This is a genomic window from Amycolatopsis heterodermiae (assembly GCF_034929455.1).
Classification (GTDB): domain Bacteria; phylum Actinomycetota; class Actinomycetes; order Mycobacteriales; family Pseudonocardiaceae; genus Amycolatopsis; species Amycolatopsis heterodermiae.
On sequence record NZ_JAYFSI010000001.1, the window covers coordinates 468,550 to 493,304 of the forward strand.

At 68.3% G+C, this 24,755-nt stretch carries 14 protein-coding genes and 1 pseudogene; 6 read left to right on the forward strand and 9 right to left on the reverse strand.

Annotation, left to right across the window (positions count from 1 at the left end; genetic code table 11):
- Nucleotides 1-22 precede the first annotated feature (22 nt).
- Nucleotides 23-1,819 (forward strand): HEXXH motif domain-containing protein, encoded by a 1,797-nt coding sequence (locus VA596_RS02350; protein WP_323323103.1) that lies wholly within the window; start codon nt 23-25, stop codon nt 1,817-1,819.
- A 5-nt stretch (nt 1,820-1,824) separates the two neighbouring features.
- Here the strand turns inward: VA596_RS02350 and fxsT (VA596_RS02355) are convergent, their stop codons facing one another.
- The 4 genes from fxsT (VA596_RS02355) to VA596_RS02370 all read right to left on the reverse strand — a co-directional run bounded on the left by fxsT (VA596_RS02355) (nt 1,825) and on the right by VA596_RS02370 (nt 9,753).
- Complete coding sequence (gene fxsT / locus VA596_RS02355) at nt 1,825-6,108, reverse strand: FxSxx-COOH system tetratricopeptide repeat protein (protein ID WP_323323105.1); 4,284 nt, start codon at nt 6,106-6,108, stop codon at nt 1,825-1,827.
- 1 nt (nt 6,109) lies between these two features.
- A complete protein-coding gene (locus tag VA596_RS02360) occupies nt 6,110-7,168 on the reverse strand; it encodes an AAA family ATPase (protein WP_323323107.1) in 1,059 nt (352 codons plus the stop codon).
- Nucleotides 7,146-8,675, reverse strand: coding sequence for a VMAP-C domain-containing protein (locus tag VA596_RS02365; RefSeq protein WP_323323109.1), 1,530 nt, complete (start codon nt 8,673-8,675; stop codon nt 7,146-7,148). The genes VA596_RS02360 and VA596_RS02365 overlap by 23 nt, the downstream gene beginning before the upstream one ends.
- Nucleotides 8,676-8,802: 127 nt before the next feature.
- Nucleotides 8,803-9,753 (reverse strand): effector-associated domain 2-containing protein, encoded by a 951-nt coding sequence (locus VA596_RS02370; RefSeq protein ID WP_323323111.1) that lies wholly within the window; start codon nt 9,751-9,753, stop codon nt 8,803-8,805.
- A gap of 132 nt (nt 9,754-9,885) precedes the next feature.
- Here VA596_RS02370 and VA596_RS02375 point away from each other — a divergent pair, with 132 nt between their 5' ends.
- Together VA596_RS02375 and VA596_RS02380 are read left to right on the forward strand one after the other, a co-directional pair.
- Nucleotides 9,886-10,077 (forward strand): hypothetical protein, encoded by a 192-nt coding sequence (locus VA596_RS02375; RefSeq protein WP_323323113.1) that lies wholly within the window; start codon nt 9,886-9,888, stop codon nt 10,075-10,077.
- Nucleotides 10,078-10,079: 2 nt separating this feature from the next.
- Nucleotides 10,080-11,888: an aKG-HExxH-type peptide beta-hydroxylase gene (locus VA596_RS02380; RefSeq protein WP_323323115.1), complete on the forward strand. Its 1,809-nt coding sequence runs from the start codon at nt 10,080-10,082 to the stop codon at nt 11,886-11,888.
- A 44-nt stretch (nt 11,889-11,932) separates the two neighbouring features.
- Here the strand turns inward: VA596_RS02380 and VA596_RS02385 are convergent, their stop codons facing one another.
- The 5 genes from VA596_RS02385 to VA596_RS02405 form a co-directional block, all read right to left on the reverse strand.
- Nucleotides 11,933-12,469 (reverse strand): hypothetical protein, encoded by a 537-nt coding sequence (locus tag VA596_RS02385; RefSeq protein ID WP_323323117.1) that lies wholly within the window; start codon nt 12,467-12,469, stop codon nt 11,933-11,935.
- A 338-nt stretch (nt 12,470-12,807) separates the two neighbouring features.
- Entirely contained in the window at nt 12,808-17,238 is a 4,431-nt protein-coding gene (gene fxsT, locus VA596_RS02390; RefSeq protein ID WP_323323119.1) for an FxSxx-COOH system tetratricopeptide repeat protein, read from the reverse strand.
- A 1-nt stretch (nt 17,239) separates the two neighbouring features.
- Nucleotides 17,240-18,283: an AAA family ATPase gene (locus VA596_RS02395; RefSeq protein ID WP_323323121.1), complete on the reverse strand. Its 1,044-nt coding sequence runs from the start codon at nt 18,281-18,283 to the stop codon at nt 17,240-17,242.
- On the reverse strand, nt 18,261-19,733 hold the full coding sequence (locus tag VA596_RS02400) for a VMAP-C domain-containing protein (RefSeq protein WP_323323123.1): 1,473 nt from the start codon (nt 19,731-19,733) through the stop codon (nt 18,261-18,263). The genes VA596_RS02395 and VA596_RS02400 overlap by 23 nt, the downstream gene beginning before the upstream one ends.
- Before the next feature lie 108 nt (nt 19,734-19,841).
- On the reverse strand, nt 19,842-20,732 hold the full coding sequence (locus VA596_RS02405; RefSeq protein WP_323323125.1) for an effector-associated domain 2-containing protein: 891 nt from the start codon (nt 20,730-20,732) through the stop codon (nt 19,842-19,844).
- 154 nt (nt 20,733-20,886) lie between these two features.
- Here VA596_RS02405 and VA596_RS02410 point away from each other — a divergent pair.
- The 3 genes and pseudogenes from VA596_RS02410 to VA596_RS02420 all read left to right on the forward strand — a co-directional run bounded on the left by VA596_RS02410 (nt 20,887) and on the right by VA596_RS02420 (nt 24,717).
- Nucleotides 20,887-22,093, forward strand: a pseudogene (locus VA596_RS02410) (low temperature requirement protein A).
- A 103-nt stretch (nt 22,094-22,196) separates the two neighbouring features.
- Nucleotides 22,197-23,492: an acyl-CoA dehydrogenase family protein gene (locus tag VA596_RS02415; protein ID WP_323325605.1), complete on the forward strand. Its 1,296-nt coding sequence runs from the start codon at nt 22,197-22,199 to the stop codon at nt 23,490-23,492.
- A 22-nt stretch (nt 23,493-23,514) separates the two neighbouring features.
- Nucleotides 23,515-24,717: an acyl-CoA dehydrogenase family protein gene (locus VA596_RS02420; RefSeq protein WP_323323127.1), complete on the forward strand. Its 1,203-nt coding sequence runs from the start codon at nt 23,515-23,517 to the stop codon at nt 24,715-24,717.
- The last annotated feature ends 38 nt before the right edge of the window (nt 24,718-24,755 follow it).

A 24,755-nucleotide genomic window follows, 5' to 3' on the forward strand; every position in this document is an offset into this window, starting at 1 on the left:
ACTGAAGCGCTCCGGAGAGCTCATGGTGCACACGAAGAATCATGTGACGTCCGTTCCGGACCTGCACTCGGTTTCCTGGGACACCTTCGACAAGCTGGCCGTCGGCGCCGGTGGTACGAGCACCGGGAGCTTACTGCGCAGCGCTGATCGCAGCCGCCGGTTGCTTCTGCTGTCCGGTCTCGTCAGTCTGGCGGAGGCGGACGAAGATGTGACAGGTCCGCTCGCCTCCGCCGAAACAGCTTGGGATCTTCTGGTCCGGGCTGAGGAAACCAAGCCGGACGCGCTGGAGCGGGTGATCGCCCACCCGTACACGGGGAGCTGGGCGGGGTACACGACCCGGCTGATCGAGCAGGGGCTGACCGGCGAGTGCCCGCTCTGGGTCCACTACGGCTATCTCCACACCCTGGCCGCGGCCGCGGCGATCCACGCGGGCCTGGAGTTCGCCATCCTGGTGCCGGTCTGGGACGACATCGTCGTGCTGCCGACACTGGGCGCTGCCCGGTTGGCCGAAGGCGGCGGGTTCACAACCGCCGAAGTGCGCGGGGAGGCCGGGTCCTTCACGATCAGCGGTGAGCGCTCGCAGGCCACACCCGGTACGGCAGCCTGGAGCCCCCTCCGGGAATTCCGTTTCGAGGCCGAGGGCAGGGTTCTGGCGCTGCGGCTCGACGACCTGGACCCGCATCGCGGCCTCTACCACCCGATTCCACCGGGCCGGCTGACGGATGACGAAGCCGCGACTTGGCGGAACCTGCTCGGCGAAGCGTGGCGGCTGATCGTCGAGCACCTGCCCGAGTACGCGGAAATCCTGCCCGCAGGTCTGACGTCGATCGTGCCGAACCCGGCCGTTCCGTTCCGGCTCCCCAGCGCGTCGACGGGCGAAGCCTTCGGGAGCGCGGTCATTGCCGGGCCCGAGGCCGAAGAGCCCGCCACTCTCGCCGCGGCTCTGGTGCACGAGTTCCAGCACATCCGGCTGGGTGGCCTACTGCAATTGGCGCGGCTGCACGACGACGACCGCACACAACGGCTCTACGCCCCGTGGCGGGAAGACCCACGCCCGCTCGGTGGCCTGGTGCACGGGGTCTACGCGTTCTTCGGTGTTTCGGCCTTCTGGCGGGCGCTGTCGCGGGCGCATCCGGAAGACCGGTTGGCCGCCTTCGAGTTCGCTCACTGGCGCGCGCAGACGTGGCAGACCCTCGAATCGATCCGGAACGACGCCGCGCTGACCGACGCGGGACGGCGGTTCCTGGACGAACTCGCCGCCGTTTTCGGCCCGTGGCAAACCGAACCGGGCACCCCCGAAGCAGTGCACTGGGCGGAGAAGCTGGCCGCGGACCACTACGCCGGTTGGCGGCTCCGCCACATCCGTCCCGAGCCGGACGTGACCGCGGACCTCGCTCAGGCCTGGCTGCGTGGCGAGCTGTGCCCGGGAGTAGCACCGAGCGACCGACTCGACACCGTTTCGGACGGGGAGTGGGCGAACGCCCGTGCCGACCTGATCCGTGTCCGGCTCCGCCGCGACGGCGAACGCAGGTTGTCGCAGGTGTGGTCGCAGGTGCCGGGCGCACTCGAAGGCGACCACCTGCTGATCGCCGGCCTGGACGACGAAGCCCGAACGGCTTACCGATCCGTGCTCGACCAGGATCCGGAGCACGCCGCGGCGTTGATCGGCCTCGGGCTTTCCCTGCCGTCCGGGCCGGCCACGCGCGCCTTGCTCAGTACGCCGGAACTGGTCCGCGCGGTGCACCGGATGTTGCGTGCTGCGGGGAAGGCACCGGCGATCGACGAGCTGGCCGGCTGGATCGGCGAAGCGCAGGCCTGACCGAGCTACAACGGCATCGGGTCGATGTCGCAGTCCGCTCGAACAGCGTTCTCCGCCGCTGTGATCGCGGGATGACCGGGGCGTAGCACGCGGTCGGCGACGGCGAGCACGTCCCGGTGCTGGCTCAACGCTTCGCGGACGCGGCCGAGCCGCTCGAGATCCAGGGCCCGGTTGAGCCGCGCGGCGAGGGTGGTGGGGTGACTGTCGGGCAGGGCCCGGCGCAACCGCGCCAGCGTGTCGGTGTTCATCCGCAGGGACCGCTGCACATCACCGAGCTCGAACCAGTCGTTCGCTGTGTTGATCGAGCAGGCCAGTACGTGCGGGTGGGCCGGACCCAGCCGATCACGCAGGCCGGAGAGCGCGCGCTCGTCCCGGGCCAGCGCGTTCGCCGGATCGCCGAGCAGACGCAGGGTGACGCCGATGTCGGCTTCGGCGGCCAGTGTGTGCGGGTGCCGGTCACCCAAGCTGCCCCGGTAAAGCAACAGCGCCTGTTCACCCAGCTGAAGCGACTCCGGGAGTTTGCCGGCGTTGCGTAAGTCGATCGAATGGGCGAGCGCACAGGCCATCACGTTGGGGTGGTCCGACCCGTACTTCAGCCGGAAACGCTCAAGCGCGCTGCCGGACAGGCTCAGCGCGGCCTCGTGGTAGCCGTCTTTGCGTTGGGCCACCGAGAGGTGGTAATCGCGACGGATGACACCGTCGGTGCCCGAGCCGAACAGGCCGCGCACCCGTTCCACGACCTTCTCCTGTTCGATGCGCGCCCACGAGTAATCGCCGAGCTCTCGTCGGCAGATGATCATGATGTTCAGTGTCCCGATGGTCGTCCAGTTGTCGTACCCGAAGATCTCCGACCGGCGCTCGTAGGTCTCCTCGCTGAGCCAGCGAGCCTGCTCGTAGTCGCCGGCCAGCAGGAGTGAGACGACCAAGTCGTGTGCTGCTTCGAGCGCGGTCGGATCATCGTCGCCGAACAACGAGCGGACCTTTTCGTAGGTCTGCCGATTGAGGTCACGGGCGGCAAAGAAGTCACCGCTGGACTTCAGTCCGGTCGCCACCAGCACTTCGGCGCCCAGCGCCTGTTCCGACTCCGGGCCGAAGGTCCGCCGGTAGAGCCGCAGCGTCCTCGCGCTGACCTCCGACGACGCCTCGTACCGGCCGAGCACCCAGAGCACGAACCCGAGTTGCTCCGACGCCGCCAGCGTCTGCGGGTCCTCGGCGCCGTATCGCTCCGTCCAGGCCGTGACAACTTCTTCGGAAAGGGTGAGAGCACCCGTGTGGTCACCGGAGAAGTACAGGAATTTCATCAGGTTGAGCACCAACTGCCGGACCCACTGATCGTCGCAGTCGATCAGCCCGGCGTGCTGCAGGTGCGGCAGCACCAGCTGGTACTGCGGCCATTGGCGGGCCGCTTCGGGGTCGCTCGGATCAAGATTTCCGAGCAGGAGGTGGGCACCGTGCCGCATCACCGCGCGGGTCTCGTCGGGCATCGTGTTCCGGAGCACCAGCTGCGCGAGCCGGTGCAGGAGCAACGTGCCGCTGCGGTGGTCCAACTTCGCCAGCCGGCAACGGTTGATTTCCCGCAGTGTCCGGTCCAGCAGGACCGGATCCCGCAGCACGGTGTCCAGCTGCGGAGCGATCGTCACTCCGCGGATGCCGGCGAACAGGCTGCGGGAAATCGGTTCGGCGGCGAAGAACGCGCACACCTGGAGCAGCTGGTGTGCGGCCGGATTCCGGGTGGCGAGCCCGTCGAACGAGACGTTCCAAGCCGCCGCCACCGAGATCTCGTAGTCCGAGGCCTGTGAGGAACTCGCGACGAGTTCGGCCGTCTTGTCGTCGAGCAGCCGGCTGTACTCGGCGACCGGCATCCCGGTCTCGGCCCGCCAAGCCGCGGCCTGGGCCAGCGCGATCGGCAGGTCACCCAGCTTCTCCGCTAGAGCCTCGGCGTCCGCCATCGTGACCGTGCCGTCCCGGCGGCGCAGGAGGTCGATGCTCTCGGCTCGAGAGAACCGATCGACTTCGATCGGCTCCGCCGGGAAGGAGTTCGAAGCGGCGTCGCGTGCGGTGACCAGGATCCGTCCCGGTCCGCCGACCGGCAGGAACGGCAGGAGGAACTCGGGTTCGTCGGCCGCGTCGAAGACGATCAGCCAGCGGCGGTACGGCTTGCCGGCGCGGAGTGCGTTCAGGACGGCCGGTACCGCGGCCACCGTCTCGTCCGCGTCCGGCAGGCGTAGCTGCCGGGCGAGTTCCATCAAGGACGCCCGGATCTGGGATTCCTGGGTCGCACTCACCCACCACACGAGGTCGTGGTCGCGGAGCCGCCGGTAGATGTACTCGACCGCGAGCTGGGTCTTGCCGAGGCCGCCAGGCCCGTGCAAGATCGCGCTGCCGGCCGAATCCAGGCTCGCACCGAGCCGGTCGAGCAAGTTCCGGCGGCCGATGAACTCCGGGTTGCGCGCGGGGACCGCACCCCAGATCACCGGTGCGTCGGTGGTGATCCGCCGGACGCGGCGCAGGGATGTGGCCGCTTCTTCCCGGACGTTCTCGACCAGCCGCTCGTCCGCGACTTCGAGATCGGCCATCGCCGGCGGGCCCACGCCGTCCTCGGCTTCGTCCTCTTCGGCGGCGCCGCTCTCCGCGGCCGCGAGTTCCCGCTCCCGCTCGTGCAGCCGTTCGGCGCGCCAGGCGTACGGCCCGGAAAGCGCGCGCATCACCACGCGCTCGAGGGTGATGTCCGCGCCTTCTTCCGGCAGGTCCGCCCGGTCGGGATCGGCGAGTGCGTCGACGATCCTCAGCAGAACGGGGTGCTGCTCGCCGAACCGCTCTCCGGTCGCGGCGACCACCTGCACGGTCTCCGAGCGCCGTCCGGCCGTGAGCAGAGCCTCGCGGACCGAGGCCGGGAACTCGAAGACGGCGTCGTCCCCGGTGAGGTTGGGACGGTCCGCCTGCGGTCCGAGGAGCCCGCTCGTGAACACTTCGGCGAGGTGCGACGTGTCGGCCTCGGGCACGAGTTCCGCCCGGACGAACCGGGCGATCGGCAGGCTGACCGGAACCGCGGCCAGCAGGGTCGCGAGCCGGAACGCCGGCGGCGTCGCGGCGCCGAGAAACCGCCGGACCCGCTCCTGGGCCGTCGGTGGCCTGGCCTGCTCTTCGTCGTCCCCCGTCTCGGGCATCGGCTGGTCACGCGCGAGCAGTACCGTGCCCGGCACCGCCTTGGTGACCGAGCGCGAAATGAGCCGCACCCACCAGCTGAACCACCGTCCGCCCAGCTCGAGGACCGGGATCGGCACCGCGCCGTTGATCGCCTTTTCGGGGTCCGCCATGGTCATCCAGGCGTCCGGCAGGTCGAACCCGTACCGGCGGTTCGGCCGGAACGGGCCGGGTGAGGTCAGCAACGCCCGGTGCAGGGGGATACCGGCCTTCTTCCACATGTGCTGGGGCAGCAGGTGCACCAGGGCGACCGGCATGCCCCCGCTCCACCGCGCGAGCAGCGGCGAAACCAGGTCACGTCGCCACGCTTCGCCGACCCCGTCGGTCAGGACGAGCATGAGCCGGTCGCCGTACCAGTCCAGGAGCTCGGCCACACTGTGCTGCGGCGCGTCCGGGGTGCCGCCGCGCAGCACCGGGGCCAGGGAGCCGTCGGTCGCCCGGGTTTCCGTTTCCAGGTACCGGATCCGGACCGTCCGGAACGCGCCGAGCTGCTGCACCAGCTTGAGGAACGACCTGACCTCCGGCCGCCACAGGGCCATCGACGCCCCGGCGTCGACCACCACCGTCAGATCCAGGACGCGGGTCGTCGTGGCCGGCTTCAGCACCGGGAGCCAGAGACGGTCCTGGACGGCTCGTTCGGCGGTCAGTTCCTCGTCCAACTGGACGTCGTCGTCCCACGACGAAGGACGCAGCTGCTTCAACGGCCGGAGGGCCCGCAGGATGTCCGGACCACCCCGCATCGTCGACGATCCAGGCGCCCGCCCATTTCCCTTCGACCGGGCGTCGCGCACTGGGAAGTCCCGCGCGAATCCCCCGAAGACCGGACGCCGATGATGCCCGGCGGCCGGTTCCGGCTCCGTGACCGGTGACGACGACGGCGGATCCCCGGTCGGAGCCGGCTCGGGATCCGGGTGTGACGGCTCGGGCGGTGGCTCCGGCTCCGGCGGACCGGACTCCGGTGCCGGTTCGCCGGCCGGCCGGCCCGCGGGCTCCCCGAGCACCGCCGCGAGCCAAACCGCGTCCGCGACCTCATTCCACGACAACGCTCCGACACGGGGCGGGCGCTCGGACGGCTCCCCGGTCATCTCACGGCACCACGGAGTTCAGCTGCCGCCAGATCGCGTCCATCAACCGGGGCCAGGACTCACCTTCTTCGTGGTAGGCGCCCGAAGTCGCCAGGTAGACCGCTTCGAGGAGCTTGTCGACCGGCAGCCCGCCGAAGGCCTCACTGCGGCTGACGAACTCTTCGATGATGCGGGACCGGTGGGTGTCGCTGGGGTCGAGCGCGTGCGCCGCCACCATCGCGGCCAGCTGTTCGATGTCCGGATCCTGGATTTCGAGCCGGAGACACCGGCGCAAGAAGGCCGGTGGAAAGTCGCGGTCGCCGTTGCTGGTGATCACGACGAAGGGGAACGCGGCACACCGGACCCGGCCGTCCGGGATCGTGGCCGTCGTGTCCGGGTCTGCGGTGAAGACGTCGACTTCGCGGCTGCGGCTGCGCATCCGCACCAGCTCGGGGATCAGGAACTCGCCGTCCTCGAACAGGCTGAGCAGGTCGTTGGGCAGATCCGCCTCACTCTTGTCCAGCTCGTCGATCAGCAGGACGCGTGGCTGCCGGCGCGGCAGGAAGACCGTCCCGAGTTCGCCGAGCCGGAGGTACTCGCCGATCGGCGGCTCCTGGTCACCGTCTCGCCGGTCGGCGGCGCGCGCACCGGCCGCCTGGGCGCGGCCGATCGCGTCGTAGCTGTAAAGCCCACCTTTGAGAGTGGTGTGGGACGTGATCGGCCACCGCAGCACGCGGCCCAGCCTCAGCTCCCGCGCGACCCGGTACGCGAGGCTCGACTTCCCGCTTCCCGGGCGGCCGGTCACCAGCAGGGGACGTCGCAGGTAAAGCGCCGCGTTGACCATGTCGATCTCGTGCGGGTCGACGTGCCGGGACGGCAGCCGATGCTCGGAACCCAGCCGCCGGTCCGCCTCGCCCTCGTCCTGCGGCACGACGTCCTCGGCCGGTAAGGGCCCGCCGTTGAACGCCCGCCACGGCGGCGGCGGTGGCAGCAGGTCGGCCAGCGAGGCATCGGGAAGGGGACGGCCGGTGCCGCGGTAGATCCACCAGTCCGGCCGCTCAGGATGCTCTACCGCGTTCATCTGAATCCTCCCGTATCGCGTCCGGCAGGTAAGGACCGTCGTCCAGGAAAAGCAGTCTGCTCGGGTCGTCCCACAGGACGACCAGATCACGGGCGATCCGCAGGTCGACGGGAATGGTCACCTCGCGGAACGCCGCCCGCCGGGAATCCTGGGTCCGTACGGGCAGGTCACCGAGCCCACCTTTGTCGAGCAGCCACGCGACGACCTGGTGCAGAACGTCGGTGGCGGCGTCGGGGTGCCAGAGCAGCACGGGAATCCCGGAACGCAACCCCGTCGCCAGCTCGTCCCCGTCGGGACGCGGACGCGTCGGCGGCGGACCGGCGAGGACCATCATCAACCACTTCCCGTCGCTGAGTATCGCGTCGAGCCGATGGTGCCCGGCGGTGTCCTGCGGCGAGCAGTAGTACACCCGTTCAGCCGATGGATTTCCGCTCATCGCCTCCCATCGGATTCGCCACGCCCGGTGCCACTGCCGGGAGAACATCCGCTCCAATGAGCGGATGACGATCGGGTAGTCGAGGAACAGCGGCCGGGGATCCCCGGTTTCGTATTCTTTGCACCACCGGTGCACGGGAAGATTCACGAGCGCTCGCGGCAGTACGAATTCGAGCGCCACCTCTTCGCGGTATTCCGACCAAGCTCGTTCCGCGTCGACGATCAACTGGTCGACGTGGTACTCGAGGTCCGCGCCGCGGATGGTGGTGATGCCGCCTCTGGCGGGTGGCCACTCTTGCGGATCCTCCTGGCGCCAATGGGAAACCACGTGCCGGTCGGGGTCGATCCCGTCCAGTTCCACCATGATCACCAGGTGCAGGCGGAGTTCACCACCGCCGTTGTGCTCGCGTTCGGTGCGAAGTTCCCGCAACCGCGCCTCGCCCTGTACCCGCCGAGCCTGCCAGGTGTTCCATTCCCGCAGTTCGTCACCGAGCGGGCGCGCGCACTTCGTCGCGACGAGCTCGACGAAGGCCAGTGCCGGCGGGAGCCCGTGCGCGGGAGTGTTGAGCTCGGTCAGCAGGCAGAACGCCTCCCAGGCGTCGCCCGGCTCGGCGGCCGGGCACGTCGCCGGGCTCGCCGCACGGCGGACGAGGATGCCGAGCTGGTGCGGGGTGAATCCGACCAGCACGGAACGCAACCACGACAATTCGGAATCGGGCAGGAGGTCGTGCATCCGCGGTTCGTGCACGAGCCGATGCAGGAGCTCGAATTCCTGAGAGCCCGGCCGCAACATCCGTACGGCGTAATCGAGCGCGTGCATCCCGCCATCCGCACGGGCGCAAGCGTTGACGATGTCGATCAGCTGGTCCCGCCCGGTCGCGTGTTCCGAAAGCGTCAACGAGAACCCGAGGTTGTCGTGAATCAATTCCAGCATCAGGGACCGGCTCGGCCGGTCGGCGGCCAGCCCGGCGTTGGCGAGGAGATTGACGATCGCCTCCCGGACCGCTACTCGGACCGTGGACGGGAGATGCAACTCCCGGCCCGGTCCGCGAGGTTGTTCACCGGCCGACACCTGACGAACCACCTCCCCGCCCGGGTGCCCGGGACCCGTGATTTTACCCATCGATCCCGGGCGGAATAGGGGCAAAAGGTGGACACAAGGTGGCGTGAAGCGGGATGGCCGGCCGAATACCGATGCGTCACAACACTTCGATGATCACGGCGAGAGCGTCGACTTGCGGGGACTCCGGCTCCAGCATCCTGATCGCGTCCAGCAGATCGGCGAGGCCACGGGTGAACCGCTGACACGTCCTGGCCAGCGCGATCACGTGCAGGCGGTCTTCGGCGTGGTGCGGAACCACGTCCGCGATCTCCCTGCGGGGGAACAGGTCCAGCAGCAGGTGGCGGCTCTCGGCCTTGCGGACGCAAGGTACCGCGAGCAACGCGTCCACCAACGCCGAAAACGCGTCCGCCGCCACTGGGCGCGGAAATTCGCGCACCGGAAACCCGTTGACGGCCGCGCCCAGCAAACGCAGCCAAGCTTCCGTCTTCGTTTCCTTGACCGAAACGCGGATGCGGTGGTAGGAGGGAGCGTCCGCCGCGGGGTCGGCCCGTACGACGTCCTGGTAGAACGAATCCGAAACGATCAGTGCGAGTGCCGCGCCGGACGTTTTCAACGCACTCTTCGCTTCCGGTGCGTCGACCAAGCGGAAGGCGTGGCTGGTCGCGTCACTGACGGTGCCGTGACTGCCTTGGTAGACCTCGCCGGCGTGGAAGGCCACGCGCAACTGCACGTGCGCCTCTTCGGCGTGCACCGCGTTGTAGCGCCGCAGTTCCGCCAGCATCCGGTCGGGCAACGCGGCCACGAGGTCCGCTTTCGCCACCTGGGCGGGCAGTTGGATCATCGCACCGTCACCGGTGTTCTCCTGGAAGAGCACGTCCCAGGGCACACCGACCTCCGCGAACGACGTGCGCAGCAGGCTCCAGAGCCCTTCGTGCACCACCAGGCGGTGCGCCGTCGTGCGTCTGGGGTCGTTGTAGCCGGCGATGTCCAGCGCCATGATCGTCTTGTGGTACGCGGCCGAGTCCATGACCACCGGACCTCCCCAAGTTCGCGGCAGGATCTCATTGTCACAGGTCAAGCCGTCCACGGCCACGCTCGACCGGCGTCGCGGCGTCGTCCGGACGGCGTACGGCCTCCGTCCCTATCGCAATCGCCGGGAATGCGGGACAATACCGAGTGGGCCGACGGGGTCCGTTCTCCCTGTGAGAGGGGAATCGCGATGCAGTCTGCACGCTCCGGTACGGAAGCGGGAATCGAATCCGCAGTCCTCGATCTCGGTGCGGTACCACTGTCGGAGCTGCGCACCTTGGACGGCAGCGAATTGCGCAAAGCATTGCGGCACGCAGCGGAGCGGGTTTCCTTTATCCCGGTGACGGCGAGCGGCAGCGAAGGTGCCCGGCGAGTCGACTGACCGTGACCACTGACAAACTGATCCCCCACCACCTGTCGTGGACCGATTTCGACGCATTCGCCAGGGGCGGAGGCGGTCCGGGCCTGGTGGGGCACCTGCGTGCGACCGAGCGGAGCAGACGGCTGCTCCTGTTGAGGGGAATCATCGATCAGGCGGCCAAATCCCCCGAGGTTTCCGCCCCGCTCCCGTCGCCCGAATGGGCGTGGGAGCTGCTGGCTAGAATTCAGCAACAGGATCCCGCCGCGGTCGAAACGATTCTCGCCCATCCTTACACCGGGAGCTGGGCCGGCTACACCACCCGGTTGTGCCGCCAGGACGTGACCGGCGTCTGCCCCTTCTGGGTTCACCTCGGCCACGTGCACTGCCTGGCCGCCGCCGCGGCGGTCCGAGCCGGAGCCGGCTTCGAGGCGGAACTCCCGATCTGGCAGGGCACCGTGTCGTTGCCGACGCTCGGCATGGTCCGGTTGCGTACCAGCGAACCGTTCGGGGTGGCGCGAGTGGCCGCCGGAGACGACGGGATCGTCGTCCGGAACCGGCACGCCGAGATCCGGCTACCGGACGATCTGAGCGTCGAAACGGCGAACTGGCTGCCCGTCCGCCGGATCACGAGCTGGCACGGTGACCGGCGGCTTTCGATCAGGCTCGACGACCTCGACCCCTATCGCGGCCTCTACGAGCCGATTCCACCGAAGCGGCTAACCGCTTTGGAAGTCGAATCGTGGCGCACCGTAGTCCACGATGCGTGGCAACTCCTGGCCACCCACGTGCCTGACGTGGCCGAGGCCTTGCCCGCCGGGCTCGAATCGCTGGTGCCGGCCCCGGCCGTCGCCTTCCGGTTGCCCAGCGCGTCCACCGGAGAAGCGTTCGGCAGTGCGATCGTGGCGTACAGCGGCGACTCCGAGCAGCTCGCCGCCGCGCTCGTCCACGAGTTCCAGCACATCCGGCTCGGCGGTGTCCAGCACCTGGCCACCCTGCACACCGACGATCCCCGCGAGCGGTTGTACGCACCTTGGCGGGATGATCCGCGGCCGATCGGTGGTGTCCTGCACGGAATCTACGCGTTCTTCGGGGTGACGGGCTTTTGGCGGGCGCTGGCCATGGCCGAACCGGAGAACGCTCTTGCGTCGTTCGAGTTCGCGCTGTCGCGAAGCGCCACTTGGCGCACTCTGCGGGAGGTACGCGGCGACGCAAGCCTGACCTCGACCGGGCACCGGTTCCTCGACAGCATCGCGGCCGAGATGACCCCTTGGCAGGACGAATCACTCGTCGCCAGACCCGGAGCCTGGGCGATGACAGCGGCCGCCGACCACTACGCCACCTGGCGCCTCCGGCACCTGCGCCCGGACGCCGAGATGGTAGCGGGGCTCGCCGCCGCGTGGCGCCGTGGGGAATCCTGGCCCAAAATCGGCAAACCTGCCGAGCCGCGCACCCCGACGCCAGTGCCCGACGGCCGCTGGACCAATGCCCGGACCGACCTGATCCGGCTACGGCTCGGCCGCGGCGAAACCGCGCTCGCCGAACACGGCCACACCGTCCCCGGCGTGACCGACGCGGACCTGGCGCTGGTCGCCGGTCGCCTCGAGCCCGCGACAGCCGGGTACCGGCGCCTACTCGCGGCCGACCCTGACGACCCGGCAGCATTCGTAGGGCTGGGACTGGCTCTGACAGCCTGCGGAACGGGACCAGCGGCTCGAGCACTGCTGCACCGCCCAGAGCTGGTACGGGCGGTGCACCGGGCGCTTCGCGCGAACACCGACACGCCACCGCCGGTCGAAACCATCGCAGGGTGGATCGGCCGGTTCACCCACTGACCGGGCCGAGGTATCCGGCGACGTTTCGACGAGCCGACCTGGCGTTACGGCTGAGATAGGAGGACCTGCCGTGCTGTGTCGATCTTCTGAAGCAGGTTCGTGGCGATCCGCTTCTGCCGAGCGATCTTCAGGCGCTGATCTTCAGTGGACGGATCTCCAGCGGACGCGGTGACGATCACACTCGGTCCGGGCACCGCCAGATCCTCAAGCCGTTGAGCGAGCTCTGCGATCTCGCGAAGCTGAGCACCGGCTCCGCCGACGTTCTGGCCGGCGAGCTGCCTGGCAGAAATCCGAAAATCGACGATGTTGAGCCTCTCGACCTCAGCGCAGGTGAGCAGGACATCACCACACAGGCGGTCCCCGATCTTTTCGCCTTGATTCAGCAACTGAAGGACCTTTTCGTGAGCCAACCGGGCCCGATCAGCCTTGCGCACACGGTGCGCGATCCAAGTGACGCCGACAGTCGTCGCAACAGTGACAAAGCCTACGCTGGCAATGACAAAGTCACTGACGCTGAAACCATCAGCCAGAGCAAGTGAAAGTTCAGCAGAGGGAATTACAGATCCCTCGAAAAGTCCCATCGCCAAATCCTCTCAACGTGTTCAGCCGGAACGCCTGAAAAAGAATCGGTGGCGGCGGACGCTACCCGACCGGAGCGCAGCTTCACCTGTGAGGCACCTTTTGTTCTACGCAGTAGCTGTAGTAACATGGGGGATTTTATGCAGCGTTGTTCGCGCAGCAAAGCGGTTCGCGAAACCGGTCCAGTTCGGATCAGAACGGCAAAGCTCCAACTGCCATACCTCATGCCGCGCTTGCGCGTCGCTCGACCCGGGCGCAGCCGGGCACACGTCCCGGCCGCGTCAGGTCGTCCGCCTCCGAACTATCCGTGCACACCTGGACGAAGGTGTGACAGGAACGCCTAAAGCGGCATCGGGTCGATGTCACAGTCGGCGCGAATGCCACGCGACGCAGCGATCGTGCCCGGGTGTGTTTCACCCAGTACGTGGCGATAGCGGTTCAAAACGTCGGTGTAGAGCTGCTCTGCTTCTTCCGTCAGTCCAAGCACCCTGAGGTCGAGCGAACGGTTGAGCTGAACGGCCAAGGTCGTCGGATGGTCTTCGCCGAGCACCCGTCGTGAACGCACCAGCAGTTCCGCATCACGCTCGGCGGCTTCTTCGAGGCGGTCCAGCGCGGCGAGATCACTCGCGACGTCGATCGCGCACACGATCGTGTGCGGGTGATCCTCGCCCAGTTGCGCCCGGAACTCCTCCAGCGAACGTTCGTCCAGGACTCGCGCACTGGACGGGTCGCCGGACAGCCGCATCGTGACGCCGAGGTCGAGCGCCGCGGAGAGCGTGTGGGGGTGCTTCTCTCCCAGGCTCTCGCGGTAAAGGTCGAAGACCTCCTCGCCCAGTTCACGTGCCCGTGAGAACTCGTGCGCGTGCCGCAGGTCGATCGAGTACCCGAGCGCACAAGCCAGTGCGTTGGGGTGCTTGTCGCCGTACCGGATTCTGAACCGACGGAGTGCGTCCTCGGAGATCGCGCGAGCCGCGTCGTGGTCGCCGTCCTTCCGGCATGCAACCGCCAGGTGGTACTTACGGCGCAGGGTGCTGATGGTGTCCGTACCGTAGAACTGCTCGACCCGGTCGGTGATCTGCTGCTGCTCGATCCGCGCCCACGGGTAGTCGCCTAGCTCACGTCGGGCGATCACCATCAGGACCTGTGTCGTGACGGTCGACGCGTTGTCGTAGCCGATGACCTCCGCTCTTCGGCGGTAGGTATCCGCGGCCAATGTGTTCGCCTGCGCATAGTCCCCGATCAGGAGCAGCGCCGTGGCATAGTCATTGGCAGCGACAAGTGTGATTGGATCGTCGTTGCCGAACAATCCCCGTGCCTTGATGTAGATCTCTTCGTTTCGCTGGGCGGCTTCCGCGAAGTCACCGCGCGCCTTCAGGATGACCGCATAAGTCAATGCGGCGCCGAGCGTCTCTTCCCGATCGGAACCAATCGATTCCCGGTAGCGGTCATAGGTGTCGTGGCTGGTCCTCGCCGCGTCTTCGTAACGTCCGACAGTCCATTGGAAGAACGCCAGCCGCTCGGACGCCTCCAACTCCTGCAACGGCGGGTCTTCGATGGGCGCTTCGCCCCTGCGATGCCGTTCTTCCCGGTCATGCTGCCACGCCTGTACCGCGCGTTCAGCGAGCGTGACCGCGCTGTCGTGGTCACCCCAGTGGTAGAGGAACTTCATCAGGTTGATCACCAGCTGCCGCACCCACTGGTCCGTGCACTCGATCAGCTCGGCGTCGTAGATGTGCGGCAGCACCTCGTGGTAGCGCTGCCATTGCCGGGGCGATTTCGGGTCTCTGGGGTCGAGGTTGGCCAGCAGCTGGTGTGCGCCGTGCCGCATGTCTTTGCGGTGTTGCTCCGACATGCGGTTGCGCAAGACCAGCTGCACGAGCCGGTGCAGGAGGATGGTGTCGGTGCGGTGGTCGATCTTCGCGAGGCCGAACCGGTTGATGTCGCGAATGGCCCGGCTCAGCTTGATCGGATCACGCAACGCCGTGTCGAGTTCGGGTGACACCGTGAGTCCGCGAACGCCGGCGAACAAGTTACGCGACACCGGTTCAGGGGCGAAAAAAGCACAAACCTGTAGCAGCTGATGTGCCGCTGGGTTGCTGACGCTCAGCTGGTCGAACGACACGTTCCACGCGGCGGCCACCGAGGTTTCGTAGTCCTGCGGGCCCGACGTCTCGAGGATTTCCGCGACCTTCTCGTCGAACAGTTCCAGGTACTCCCCGGCCCTCATGCCGGTTTCGGCCAGCCAGGTCGCGGCTTGCTCGATCGCCAGCGGCAGGTCGCCCAGCTTTTCGGCGATGCGGTCGGCGTCGGCGTCGTCGAGTTGGGGTCCGCGCCTGCTCAGCAGCATCTTGCTTTCGCTGCGTTCGAAGATGGCCACCTCGAGGGGCCGCGCCATTCCCGCCCAATTCGGGTTGCGCGAGGTCACGAGGATGTCACCGGTGCCGCCGACCGGGAAGAACGGGCGGACCACGTCCGGGTCTTCGGCCGAGTCGAAAACGAGCAGCCACCGTCGGTACGGTCGGCCGAGGCGCAGTGCCTCCTTGACCGCGGGCACAGCGGTGATGGCCTCGTCGGCGCCCGGCAGGCGGAGGTGCTGAGCCAGTTCGGTGAGTGACGCGTGGATCTGGGTCGGCTGGGTGGCCTGGATCCACCAGACGATGTCGTAGTCCTGCAAGTGCCGGTAGATGTATTCGGTGGCCATCTGGGTCTTACCGATGCCGCCCATCCCATGCAGGGTGGCGGGAAGCACCGCGGTGGTGCCGGCGCCCAGTAGTTCACTCAGATGGGAGAGCAGGTCGCCGCGGCCGGTGAAGTTCGGATTGGGCGGGGGAATCGAGCCCCAGACTGGGGGGACCTCTTCACCCGAACGCCTTACCTGGCGCGAAGTGGAAGCTCCCACGCTGGCGACGACACTCGCGTGGTCCGCAGTTTTGTCTTTCGTCTCCGGAGAGCGTTCCGTCTGGTCCGCCACATCCGTGGCCGCGGGCTCGCTAGGGGCACCCGACTGCTTGAGTTCCTGCGACATCGTCACCGCCGGGATGCTAGCAGCGCTAACATCGTTGTCCATAGTAGGGGAACCGCGCAAACCGGGTGAACTCGGAGAACCCGTGTTCAGTCTGGCCAAGCGATCCGCTCGCGATAAGTATGGACCCGACAACGCACTCATCACATCTCGTTCAAGCGCTATCTCGGCATGCGACGCGGTCGCGGGTTCCGGGTCCGGGGTCGAGTCCGGTTCGACCAGTGCCGCCTGCAGCCGGGCCAGCGTGGGGTTCTGCTCACCGTACTGCCGGGACGCCGCCCGGACCGCGTGCGCGGTGTCCGATCTCCGTGCGCCGCTGAGCAGCACTCTTCTGGTCTGGCCGGAGAATTCCCACGGGGTGTTGCGATCCCAGGGCTGCCGATCGCCCTCGTGCCGCAGCAGGCCGCTCGTGAACACCTCCACGAGGTGGTCCGGGCCGGAACCGGGCAGCATCTCCGCCTGCACCGCCGACGCGACGTCGAGGTCCACCGGAACCGCGGCGAGGAGCGTGGCCAGCCGGAACGCCGACGGCGAAGCCTGACTGTGAAAATCTCTCACTCGCTCGTTTGAGTTCACCTCATTTTCACGCGGAACCGGAATTTCACTCGATTCGGTTACCCCTCCCGTCGGCCGGTCGCGAATCACCATGACGGAACATTTCCGCGGGACGTCCGCCCGGCCCGTGACGACCTCCGCCCACCTGCGAAACCACCGTTCTTCCAGTTCCAGTACCGGGACCGCGACGGAGTCCGCAGTCAGTTCCGCCTGGTCGAATTCGTCGAGCAGGAAGTCGGTCAACCGGACGAGGTACGAAGCGTTGGGGCGCATCGGTCCCTTGGTCGTGATCTCGGCGTTCTGCGCGTCGACGCCGCCTCGGGCCCATAGCCGCCGAGGCAGCAGGTGCACCACCGCGACCGGAACCTTGCGGCCCCATCGCGCCAGCAGGGGCTGCACGAGGTCCCGGTGCCAGGCGTCGCTGATGCCGTCGGTCAGCACGAGCATCAGCCGTCGGCCCGAGGAGTCGACCGGCTCGCCGGCGCCCCGCGCCGGGCTGTCCGGCGTCCCGCCGCGCAGAACCGGCCCCAGGACCATCCCGCCCTCGGCACGCCCGGTCTTCCCCGTCTCCAGCAGTCGCACCTGGACCGAACGGAAGATCCCGAGCCGCCGCTGGCACAGCGTGACGAACGCCGCGATGGTCGGGGCCCAGAGCGCCATCGACGGCGCCTGCTCGACCACCAGCGTCAGGTGCAGCCACGGGAGGCGCGTCCGTTTCATGACGGGGAAGAGCATCCCCGCTTCCGCGCTGCGGTCGACGGTCCGTTCCTCGTCGAGTTCGACGTCTTCCGGCTGGTCCGAAGGAACCTTCTTCTTGAAAGACCGGAAGGCGCGGACGAGCTTCCCGATATCGGGAAGTGGGGACGTCGCACCGGCCGACGGCGATTCTTCTCCGGCGTCGAGCAAGCCGCCCGCGGTCGCCCGGGAGTGCTCGAGTTCGGTCAGCACGACCGGTGGCAGGTCGGGGGGCGGCGGCCGGTCCTCGCCACGCCCGGGCTCCTCCCTCGGAATCATCGGTGGAGGATGCACGGCAGCTGTCTCAGGCGGCTCGTCCCGGGTTGGAGGCTCCGTCGGGGCAGGCGGTTCGGGCTTGTCCGCCGAGTTCGCCGCGATGGCGGCCATCAGCCACAGCCCGTCGGCGACCTCATCCGCCGTCAGGTCGTGGTCTTCACGGCCACCCGGGTTTTCCGGCATTTCAGTGCCCCTGCTGGTTCAGGTGCTGCCAGAGTGCTTCGACCAGGCCCGGCCAGCCCGGGTCGTCCGGCCGGTACGCCCCGGACGTCGCCAGGAAGATCGCGTCGAGCAGCTTGTCCGCGGGCAGTCCCCCGAGCGCCGCCCGCCGCGCGACGAAGTCTTCGATCTGCACCGCGCGATGCTTCGGGTCGAGGGCGTGCGCGGCGACGATGGCGGCCAGCTTCGCCGGTCCGGGATCCTTCATGTCCAGGCGCAGGCACCGGCGCAGGAACGCGGGCGGGAAGTCCCGTTCCCCGTTGCTGGTGATGATGACGACGGGGAACGCCGAGCACCGGACGACGCCGTTCTCGATCTCCGCCGTGTAACCGGGATCCGCCGTGAACACCTCGGCGACGGGCGAATGACGGGCGTCCCGCGCAAGCTCCGGGATGAGGTACTCGCCGTCTTCGAAGATCGACAGCAGGTCGTGGGGCAGGTCGGACTCGGCCTTGTCCAGCTCGTCGACGAGCAGAACCCGGGGCAGCCGCCGCGGCAGGAACGCCGTCCCCAGTTCGCGCAGCCGGAAGAAGTCGCCGACGGGCCGGTCTTCCGGACCGGAACCGCGGGCCTGCGACGCTTGCAGGCGGCCGATGGCGTCGTAGTCGTAGAGCCCGGATTTCAACGTGGTCTGCGAAGTGACCGACCAGCGGAGCACGCGCCCCAGCCGCAGCTCGCGGGAGATCCGGTAGGCCAGTGTCGATTTCCCGCTGCCGGGTTTCCCGGTCACCAGGAGCGGACGGCGCAGGTACAACGCGGCGTTGACCATGTCGACTTCGGCGCGGTCGGCGTGCCCGGCGGTGAAGCTCAGTTCCACGCCCAGGCGCCGGTCGGTCTCGGCGTCGTCCTGCGGCACGTCGACGGCCAGCGGCTCGTCGTCCCGGCGGAAGTCGCGCCACGGCGGTGGCGGTGGCAGCCGATCGGCCAGGTGCGTGTCCTGCAGCGGATGACCGGTGCCCCGGTAGATCCACCAGTCGTGCGTGCTCTCAGGACGCTCGGTCGTGCTCATCGGCACCCCCTCCCGGAACCGGCCCGGTTCCGCCGTCGGCGAGAGGGAGCATCCGGTTCGGGTCGTCCCATAGCACCACCAGATCCCCTAGGATGCCGCCATCCGGGGACGACGACCGATTTCGGAGCGCGTCGAGCCGGTGTTTCCGGGTCAGTGCCGGCAAATTCCCCAAATCGTCACTTCCGGCCAACCAGGTTACCACCTCGCGCACGACTTCCGAAGAGACCGTAGGGTGCCATACGACGATCGGCAAGCCCGCTCGTAAAGCGGCGAAAAGCTCGTCCCGGCCGGGAATCGGGTTCGCCGGAGGAGTCGCTGTCAGCACCGTCATGAGCCACCGCTCGTCGCTGAAAATCGCGTCGAGGTGTTGACGATCTTCAGTGTCGCCGGACTCGCAGAAATACACCCGTTCGACGGATGGTTCCTCCGTCCAAGAAGCCCACCGCCGACGCCAAACCCGGTGCGAACGACGGGAGCTCATCCGTTCCAGTGAACGAATAACCGTCGGATAAGCCATGTACAACGGCTGCGGGCCGCCGAGCTCACGCTCCGTGCGCCAAGTGTGCACCGGTAGACCCAGCAAACCGCGCGGGAGCACGAACTCGATGGCGGCTTCCGCGTCGCTTTCCGACCACGCTTCTTCCGCCGCAGAGATCGTTTTCGCCACCTCGCCTTCCAGATCCGCCGTCTTGGCCACGACGGTTTCCCCGCGAGGGGGCGGCCATTCGTCGGGATCGTCCTGCCGCCAGTGCGAGATCTCGTGGCGATCCGGGTCGACCGGGTCCGGGCTGATCATGATCGTCAGGTGCAGTCGCCCCGACCGAGCTGGGGTTACCTGCGAACGAAGCTCACGAAGCGCACCTTCGAGCCGAAGGCGGTGCGCCTGTCCGTCAGACCACCTGCGCAGGTTCGCGGCCAGCTGTTCGTCGCATTCGGCCGAGATCAGCTCGGCGAAGGCCACGACCGGTGGCAGCTCTCCGGGCGCGGCGTTGAAGTCCGCAAGGCCGGAGAAGGCTTCCGCCGCGTCCGGGAAGAGCGGTGCCGGGACGACGTGCCGGGCGGCACGGCGAACGGCCGCCCGGAGCCCGGGTGGCGCGAACCCCTGGAGTTGCTGCCGGAACTGTTCCAAATCCGATTCCGATACCACATCCCGCAAGGGCAGGGAATCCACCAAATCGCGGAACTGGGCGCACTCCTTCGTCCCCGGCCGGAGGAATTCGAGCACCTCGGCCAACGCCGGCAGACCGTCGTCGAGCACGCTGCAGCCGTTGACGATCTCGATCAGCTGAGCACGGGGGCCCAACTGGTCCGGCACGGTGAAGGGATGGTCGAGAGTTCGCCGCAACTCCGCGACCATCAACGTGCGGATGGACTTGTCGTCAGCGAAGCCCGCCACCACCAGGACGTCGACGAGTGCACGGCGAATCGGGATACCGATGGGGGGACGCACTTGCCTTGCCGACACCGGCGTACCACCTCCCGCCCCCGCGAAGTGCCCCGAAGATCGCGAGTCTACCTATTCGGCGACGCCGGAAAAGGGGCAAAAGCCGGACAACTGCTAACGAACTCGAAGACCCGAGCGGCTCGCGATCACCGCGGCCAGCTCTTCCACCTGCGGCGATCCGGGTTCGAGCAGCCGCACCGTGGCAAGCAGTTCCTCGAGACCGCCTTCGTACCGTTCGCAGGTGCGCGCGAGTTCGATCACGTGCAGGCGGTCTTCCGACTGGTGCGGAACCGCCGCCGCGATTTCCCGCCGGGGAACCATCCCCAGCAGGAGCCTGCGGCTTTCCGCGTTCCGCACACAAGTGATCGCCAGGAGCGCTTCGACCAACACCGCGAAAGACGCCGGCCGATCGCCGGGATCGAAACGCGGGCGCGATGCCGGCACCACGATTTCGACCGGCGGGGCACCCAAAAGGCGCAACCACGCCGTGGTCGTCGTTTCCTTGACCACCACCGGAATCCGCCGGTACTCGTCAGGAGCCGCAGCCGGGTCCTCGGTCACGACGTCGCGGTAGAACGTGTCGGCGGCGATCAGGGCCAGTTCCGCTCCCGTGGCTTTCTGCGCGGCCTTCGCCGCGGGCGCGTCCAGCAGCCGGAACGTGAAGCTCACGGCCTTGCTGACCGAACCGTGCCCGCCCTGCCCCACCTCGCCGGCGTTCAACGCCAGCCGCAGGTGCATCCGCGCGGCTTCGGAGTGCACCGCGTTGTACCGGCGCAGCTCCGCGTGCATCCGCTCCGGGAGCTGCGCGACCAGGTCCACCTTCGCGATTTCAGGGGGCAAGAGGATCATTGCGCCGTCGCCGGTGTTCTCGACGAAGCAGACGTCCCAGGGGATACCGGTCTCGGCGAACCCGCCCTTCAGGACCGCCCAGAGGCCCTCGTGCACTTCGTGCAAGTGGGTCATCGTGCGCATCGGGTCGTTGTAGCCGGCGATGTCCACGGCCATGATCGTCTTGTGCAGTGCGGCCGGATAGGGATGCACGGCCCACCTCCCCACGTCCCGGGCTCATTGTCCCAGACGTGTGCACGCTCGGCCATGTTCGCGCAGGGCGTTACGCCGAAACGCCGACGTCGCAGGTGTGGGGCGGCCATAATTCGGCGTGCCAACGAGACGCCTGCACCTGGTGAGCGCGGATGAAGACCACCGTGTCTCGACCATCGAGCTCTTCTTCGACCTGGTCTTCGTCTATGCCATCACCCAGACCACCCAGCTGATGGCCGACCACCTGAGCCTGCTCGGGGTCGGGCAGGGGCTGGCCATGCTCGCTGTCCTGTGGTGGTGCTGGTGCTCCTATGCCTGGCTCGGGACGACCATCCACGTCGACCACGGGATCGCTCGGCTGGCGATGTTCGGGGCGATGGCCGTGATGTTCCTCGTCTCCCTCACCATTCCCGAGGCCTTCGTCGATCATCCCGGCGGGTTGTTCGCGCCCGTGTTGTTCGTTGCCTGCTACGCGCTCGTGCGGTTGCTGCACCTCGTCGCCTACCTGGGGGCCGCGCGGCATGATCCGGGGCTCAGGCGGGTGCTGCTTCGGATGTTCGTCGGGCTGTTGCCCAGTGTTGTGTTGCTCGCTGTGAGCACCACGTTGGACGGGCCGTGGCAGCTCGGACTGTGGGTCGTCGCGCTGCTCGCCGACTATCTCAACGTGTACCTCGCCGGGCCTGACGGCTGGCGGTTGAACTCGCCCGCACACTTCGCCGAGCGGTTCGGGTTGATCGTGATCATCGCCCTCGGGGAGTCGATCGTGGCGATCGGGATCGGGATCGGGGCGCTGCCGATGTCGTGGCCGGTCGCGGGGGCGGCCGTGTGCGGGCTGGCGCTGGCCGCGGGGATGTGGTGGAGCTACTTCGACGTCGTCGCGCGGGTGTCCGAGCACCGGCTGACGCGAGCGACCGGGCGTGAGCGCGCGAAGCCTCGCCACCGACTCCTACACCTTCCTGCACCTGCCGTTGATCGCCGGGATCGTGCTGGTCGCCCTCGGCCTCAAGAAGGCGCTGCTGTACGTCGCCGACACCGAGAACCATGCCCCCGGCGAGGCGCTGCACGGCGTGCCGGTCTGGACGTTGACCGGCGGGCTCGCGCTCTACCTCGTCGCGCTGAGCTCGCTGCGCAAGCGCAACCTCGGCAGCTGGAACTACCAGCGGCTGGTCCTGGCCGTCCTGGTGCTCGCCGCGACGCCGTTGCTGGAGCACGTGCCGGCCGCCGTGCTGGTCCTCGTCGTCGCCGTCGCGGTACTCGGGCTGATCACGTTCGAACGTCTTCAGTTCGCGGAATGGCGGAAGCAGGTGCACGCCGATCACTCGTAAGTGACCCCTGCACTGGCGCCGCGGCGGATACCGGGTTAACCTACTCGCGAGTAGGTAACGCGGATGGAGGGCCACAATGGCTGCGCCAAGGAAACGGGACGCGATGGGCTGGGGCCTGTCCGCGCTGACCCGGCTGGCCGGGAGCAAAGTCGTGGATCGGGCCGGGCTGCGCAAGCCCATCGAAGGCCTGGTCACGACGGGGACGCGCAACGGCTTCCGCGCCGCGGGCGCGGCCACCCGGTCGTTCAAGTCGGTGCAGAAGCTGGGCAAGCCCGCCCGGCTCGCGCCGGCATCCGACACCGGGCTGTTCGACCTCACCCCGAGCGAGGACCAGCAGCTCATCGTCGAGACGGTGACGGAGTTCGCCGCCGAGCAGCTGCGCCCGGCCGCCGCGGACGCCGACGCCAAGCTCGAAGCCCCGGAAGGCCTGCTCAGCCGGGCCGCCGAGCTGGGCATCAGCCTGGTCGGCATCCCCGAGGAGCTGGGCGGCGTCGGCGCCGAACGCTCGGTCGTCACCAACGCCCTGGTCGCGGAGGCCCTCGCGCACGGTGACCTCGGGCTCGCCGTGGCGGTGCTCGCGCCGTCCGCGGTCAGCACCGCGCTGGTCAGCTGGGGCGACGAGCAGCAGCAGGCGGACTACCTGCCGGCGTTCGTCGGCGAGAACGTGCCCGCCGCGGCGCTCGCGCTGCAGGAGCAGCGGGCGCTGTACGACCCGTTCAAGCCCGCCACGAAGGCGCGCCGCACACCCAAGGGCTACCAGCTCGACGGCGTGAAGTCACTGGTCCCGCGTGCGGCGCAGGCGGAGCTGTTCATCGTCTCCGCCGACCTCGAAGGCCGCGGCCCGGCGCTGTTCCTCGTCGAGTCGTCGACCGCCGGGGTGACGATCGAGGCCGAGCCGGCCATGGGCCTGCGCGGCGCCGCGACCGGAAAGCTGCACCTCGAGAAGGTGTCGCTACCCGCGGGGGCGCTGCTCGGCGGCGGCAAGGCGGACGTCTTCACCGAGCTCGTCCGCCTTTCGCGGCTGGGCTGGGCGGCGCTGGCCGCCGGCACCGCGAAGGCCGTCCTCGACTACGTCGTCCCCTACGTCAACGACCGGGTCGCCTTCGGCGAGCCGATCAGCCACCGGCAGGCCGTGGCGTTCTCCGTCGCCGATATCGCGATCGAGCTGGAGGGCCTGCGGCTGGTCACGCTGCGCGCCGCCGCGCGCGCCGAGCAGGGCAAGCCGTACGCCCGCGAGGTCGCGCTGGCCCGGAAGCTGGCCGTGGACAAGGGCATGCAGATCGGCAACGCGGGCGTGCAGCTGCTCGGCGGGCACGGCTTCGTCAAGGAGCACCCGGTCGAGCGCTGGTACCGGGACCTGCGCGCCATCGGCGTCATGGAAGGCGCCGTCCTTCTCTAGGCTTTCTCGAAAGGCGTTAACGATGATTAACCTGGAAGCTCCCAAGAAGGCCGGCGCGCTGATCAACCAGGCGTACCAGGCCGCGGCCGAGGTGTTCCGGCCGATCTCGCGCAAGTACGACCGCGCGGAGCACACCTACCCGGCCGAGCTGGACATGTTCGCAGCCCTGCTGGACGGCCTCAACTCCTCCGGCGAGGGCGGCGCGGGCGCGGCGGGCGTCCGCCGGTCCAAGGACGAGCCCGAAAAGGGCAACCGCAACGGCGCCAACCTGAACGTCGTCCTCGGCACGATCGAGATGTGCTGGGGTGACGTCGGGCTGCTGCTGTCGATGCCGCGCCAGGGCCTCGGCAACGCCGCGATCGGCTCGGTCGCGACGGACGAGCAGCTCAAGCGCTTCTCCGGGCTGTGGGCGGCGATGGCGATCACCGAGCCCGGTTTCGGCTCGGACTCCGCGGCGGTCAGCACGACCGCGCGGCTCGACGGCGACGACTACATCCTCAACGGCGAAAAGATCTTCGTGACGTCCGGCGAGCGCGCGGACGCGGTCGTCGTGTGGGCGACGCTGGACAAGTCCAAGGGCCGCGCGGCGATCAAGTCGTTCGTCGTCGAGAAGGGCACGCCGGGCTTCGAGGTGGTGCGGGTAGAGCACAAGCTCGGCATCCGCGCGTCCGACACGGCGGTGCTGCGCTTCGAGAACTGCCGCGTGCCCGCGGAGAACCTCTTGGGCACGCCTGAAATCGACACCGCCAAGGGTTTCGCGGGCGTCATGCAAACGTTTGATAACACCCGCCCGCTGGTGGCGGCGATGGCGATCGGCGTCGCGAGGGCGGCGCTGGAGGAGACGCGCCGGATCCTCACCGAGGCGGGTGTCGACATCGACTACGACCGCCCGGCGCACACGCAGCACGCGGCGGCGGCGGAGTTCCTCCGCCTGGAAGCGGACTACGAGTCGGCGTACCTGCTGACGCTGGAGTCGGCGTGGATGGCGGACAACCGCAAGCCGAACTCGCTGCAGGCGTCGATGGCGAAGGCCAAGGCCGGGCGTTCGGTGGTGGACATCGCGCTGAAGTGCGTCGAGCTGACCGGGGCGTACGGCGAGGAGTCGCTCCTCGAGAAGTGGGCCCGGGACGCGAAGATCCTCGACATCTTCGAGGGGACCCAGCAGATTCAGCAGCTCATCGTGGCGCGCCGGATCCTGGGGAAGACGAGTGCTCAGCTGAAGTAGTCGCGCTCGGAGGGCCCGTCACGCTGTTGCGGTGAGAC

Coding starts and splice junctions, on each gene's coding strand:
- VA596_RS02350 (WP_323323103.1), top strand. CDS start 23: ATGGTGCACACGAAGAATCATGTGACGTCCGTTCCGGACCTGCACTCG.
- fxsT (WP_323323105.1), bottom strand. CDS start 6,108: ATGACCGGGGAGCCGTCCGAGCGCCCGCCCCGTGTCGGAGCGTTGTCG.
- VA596_RS02360 (WP_323323107.1), bottom strand. CDS start 7,168: ATGAACGCGGTAGAGCATCCTGAGCGGCCGGACTGGTGGATCTACCGC.
- VA596_RS02375 (WP_323323113.1), top strand. CDS start 9,886: ATGCAGTCTGCACGCTCCGGTACGGAAGCGGGAATCGAATCCGCAGTC.
- VA596_RS02385 (WP_323323117.1), bottom strand. CDS start 12,469: ATGGGACTTTTCGAGGGATCTGTAATTCCCTCTGCTGAACTTTCACTT.
- fxsT (WP_323323119.1), bottom strand. CDS start 17,238: ATGCCGGAAAACCCGGGTGGCCGTGAAGACCACGACCTGACGGCGGAT.
- VA596_RS02395 (WP_323323121.1), bottom strand. CDS start 18,283: ATGAGCACGACCGAGCGTCCTGAGAGCACGCACGACTGGTGGATCTAC.
- VA596_RS02405 (WP_323323125.1), bottom strand. CDS start 20,732: ATGGCCGTGGACATCGCCGGCTACAACGACCCGATGCGCACGATGACC.
- VA596_RS02415 (WP_323325605.1), top strand. CDS start 22,197: ATGGGCTGGGGCCTGTCCGCGCTGACCCGGCTGGCCGGGAGCAAAGTC.
- VA596_RS02420 (WP_323323127.1), top strand. CDS start 23,515: ATGATTAACCTGGAAGCTCCCAAGAAGGCCGGCGCGCTGATCAACCAG.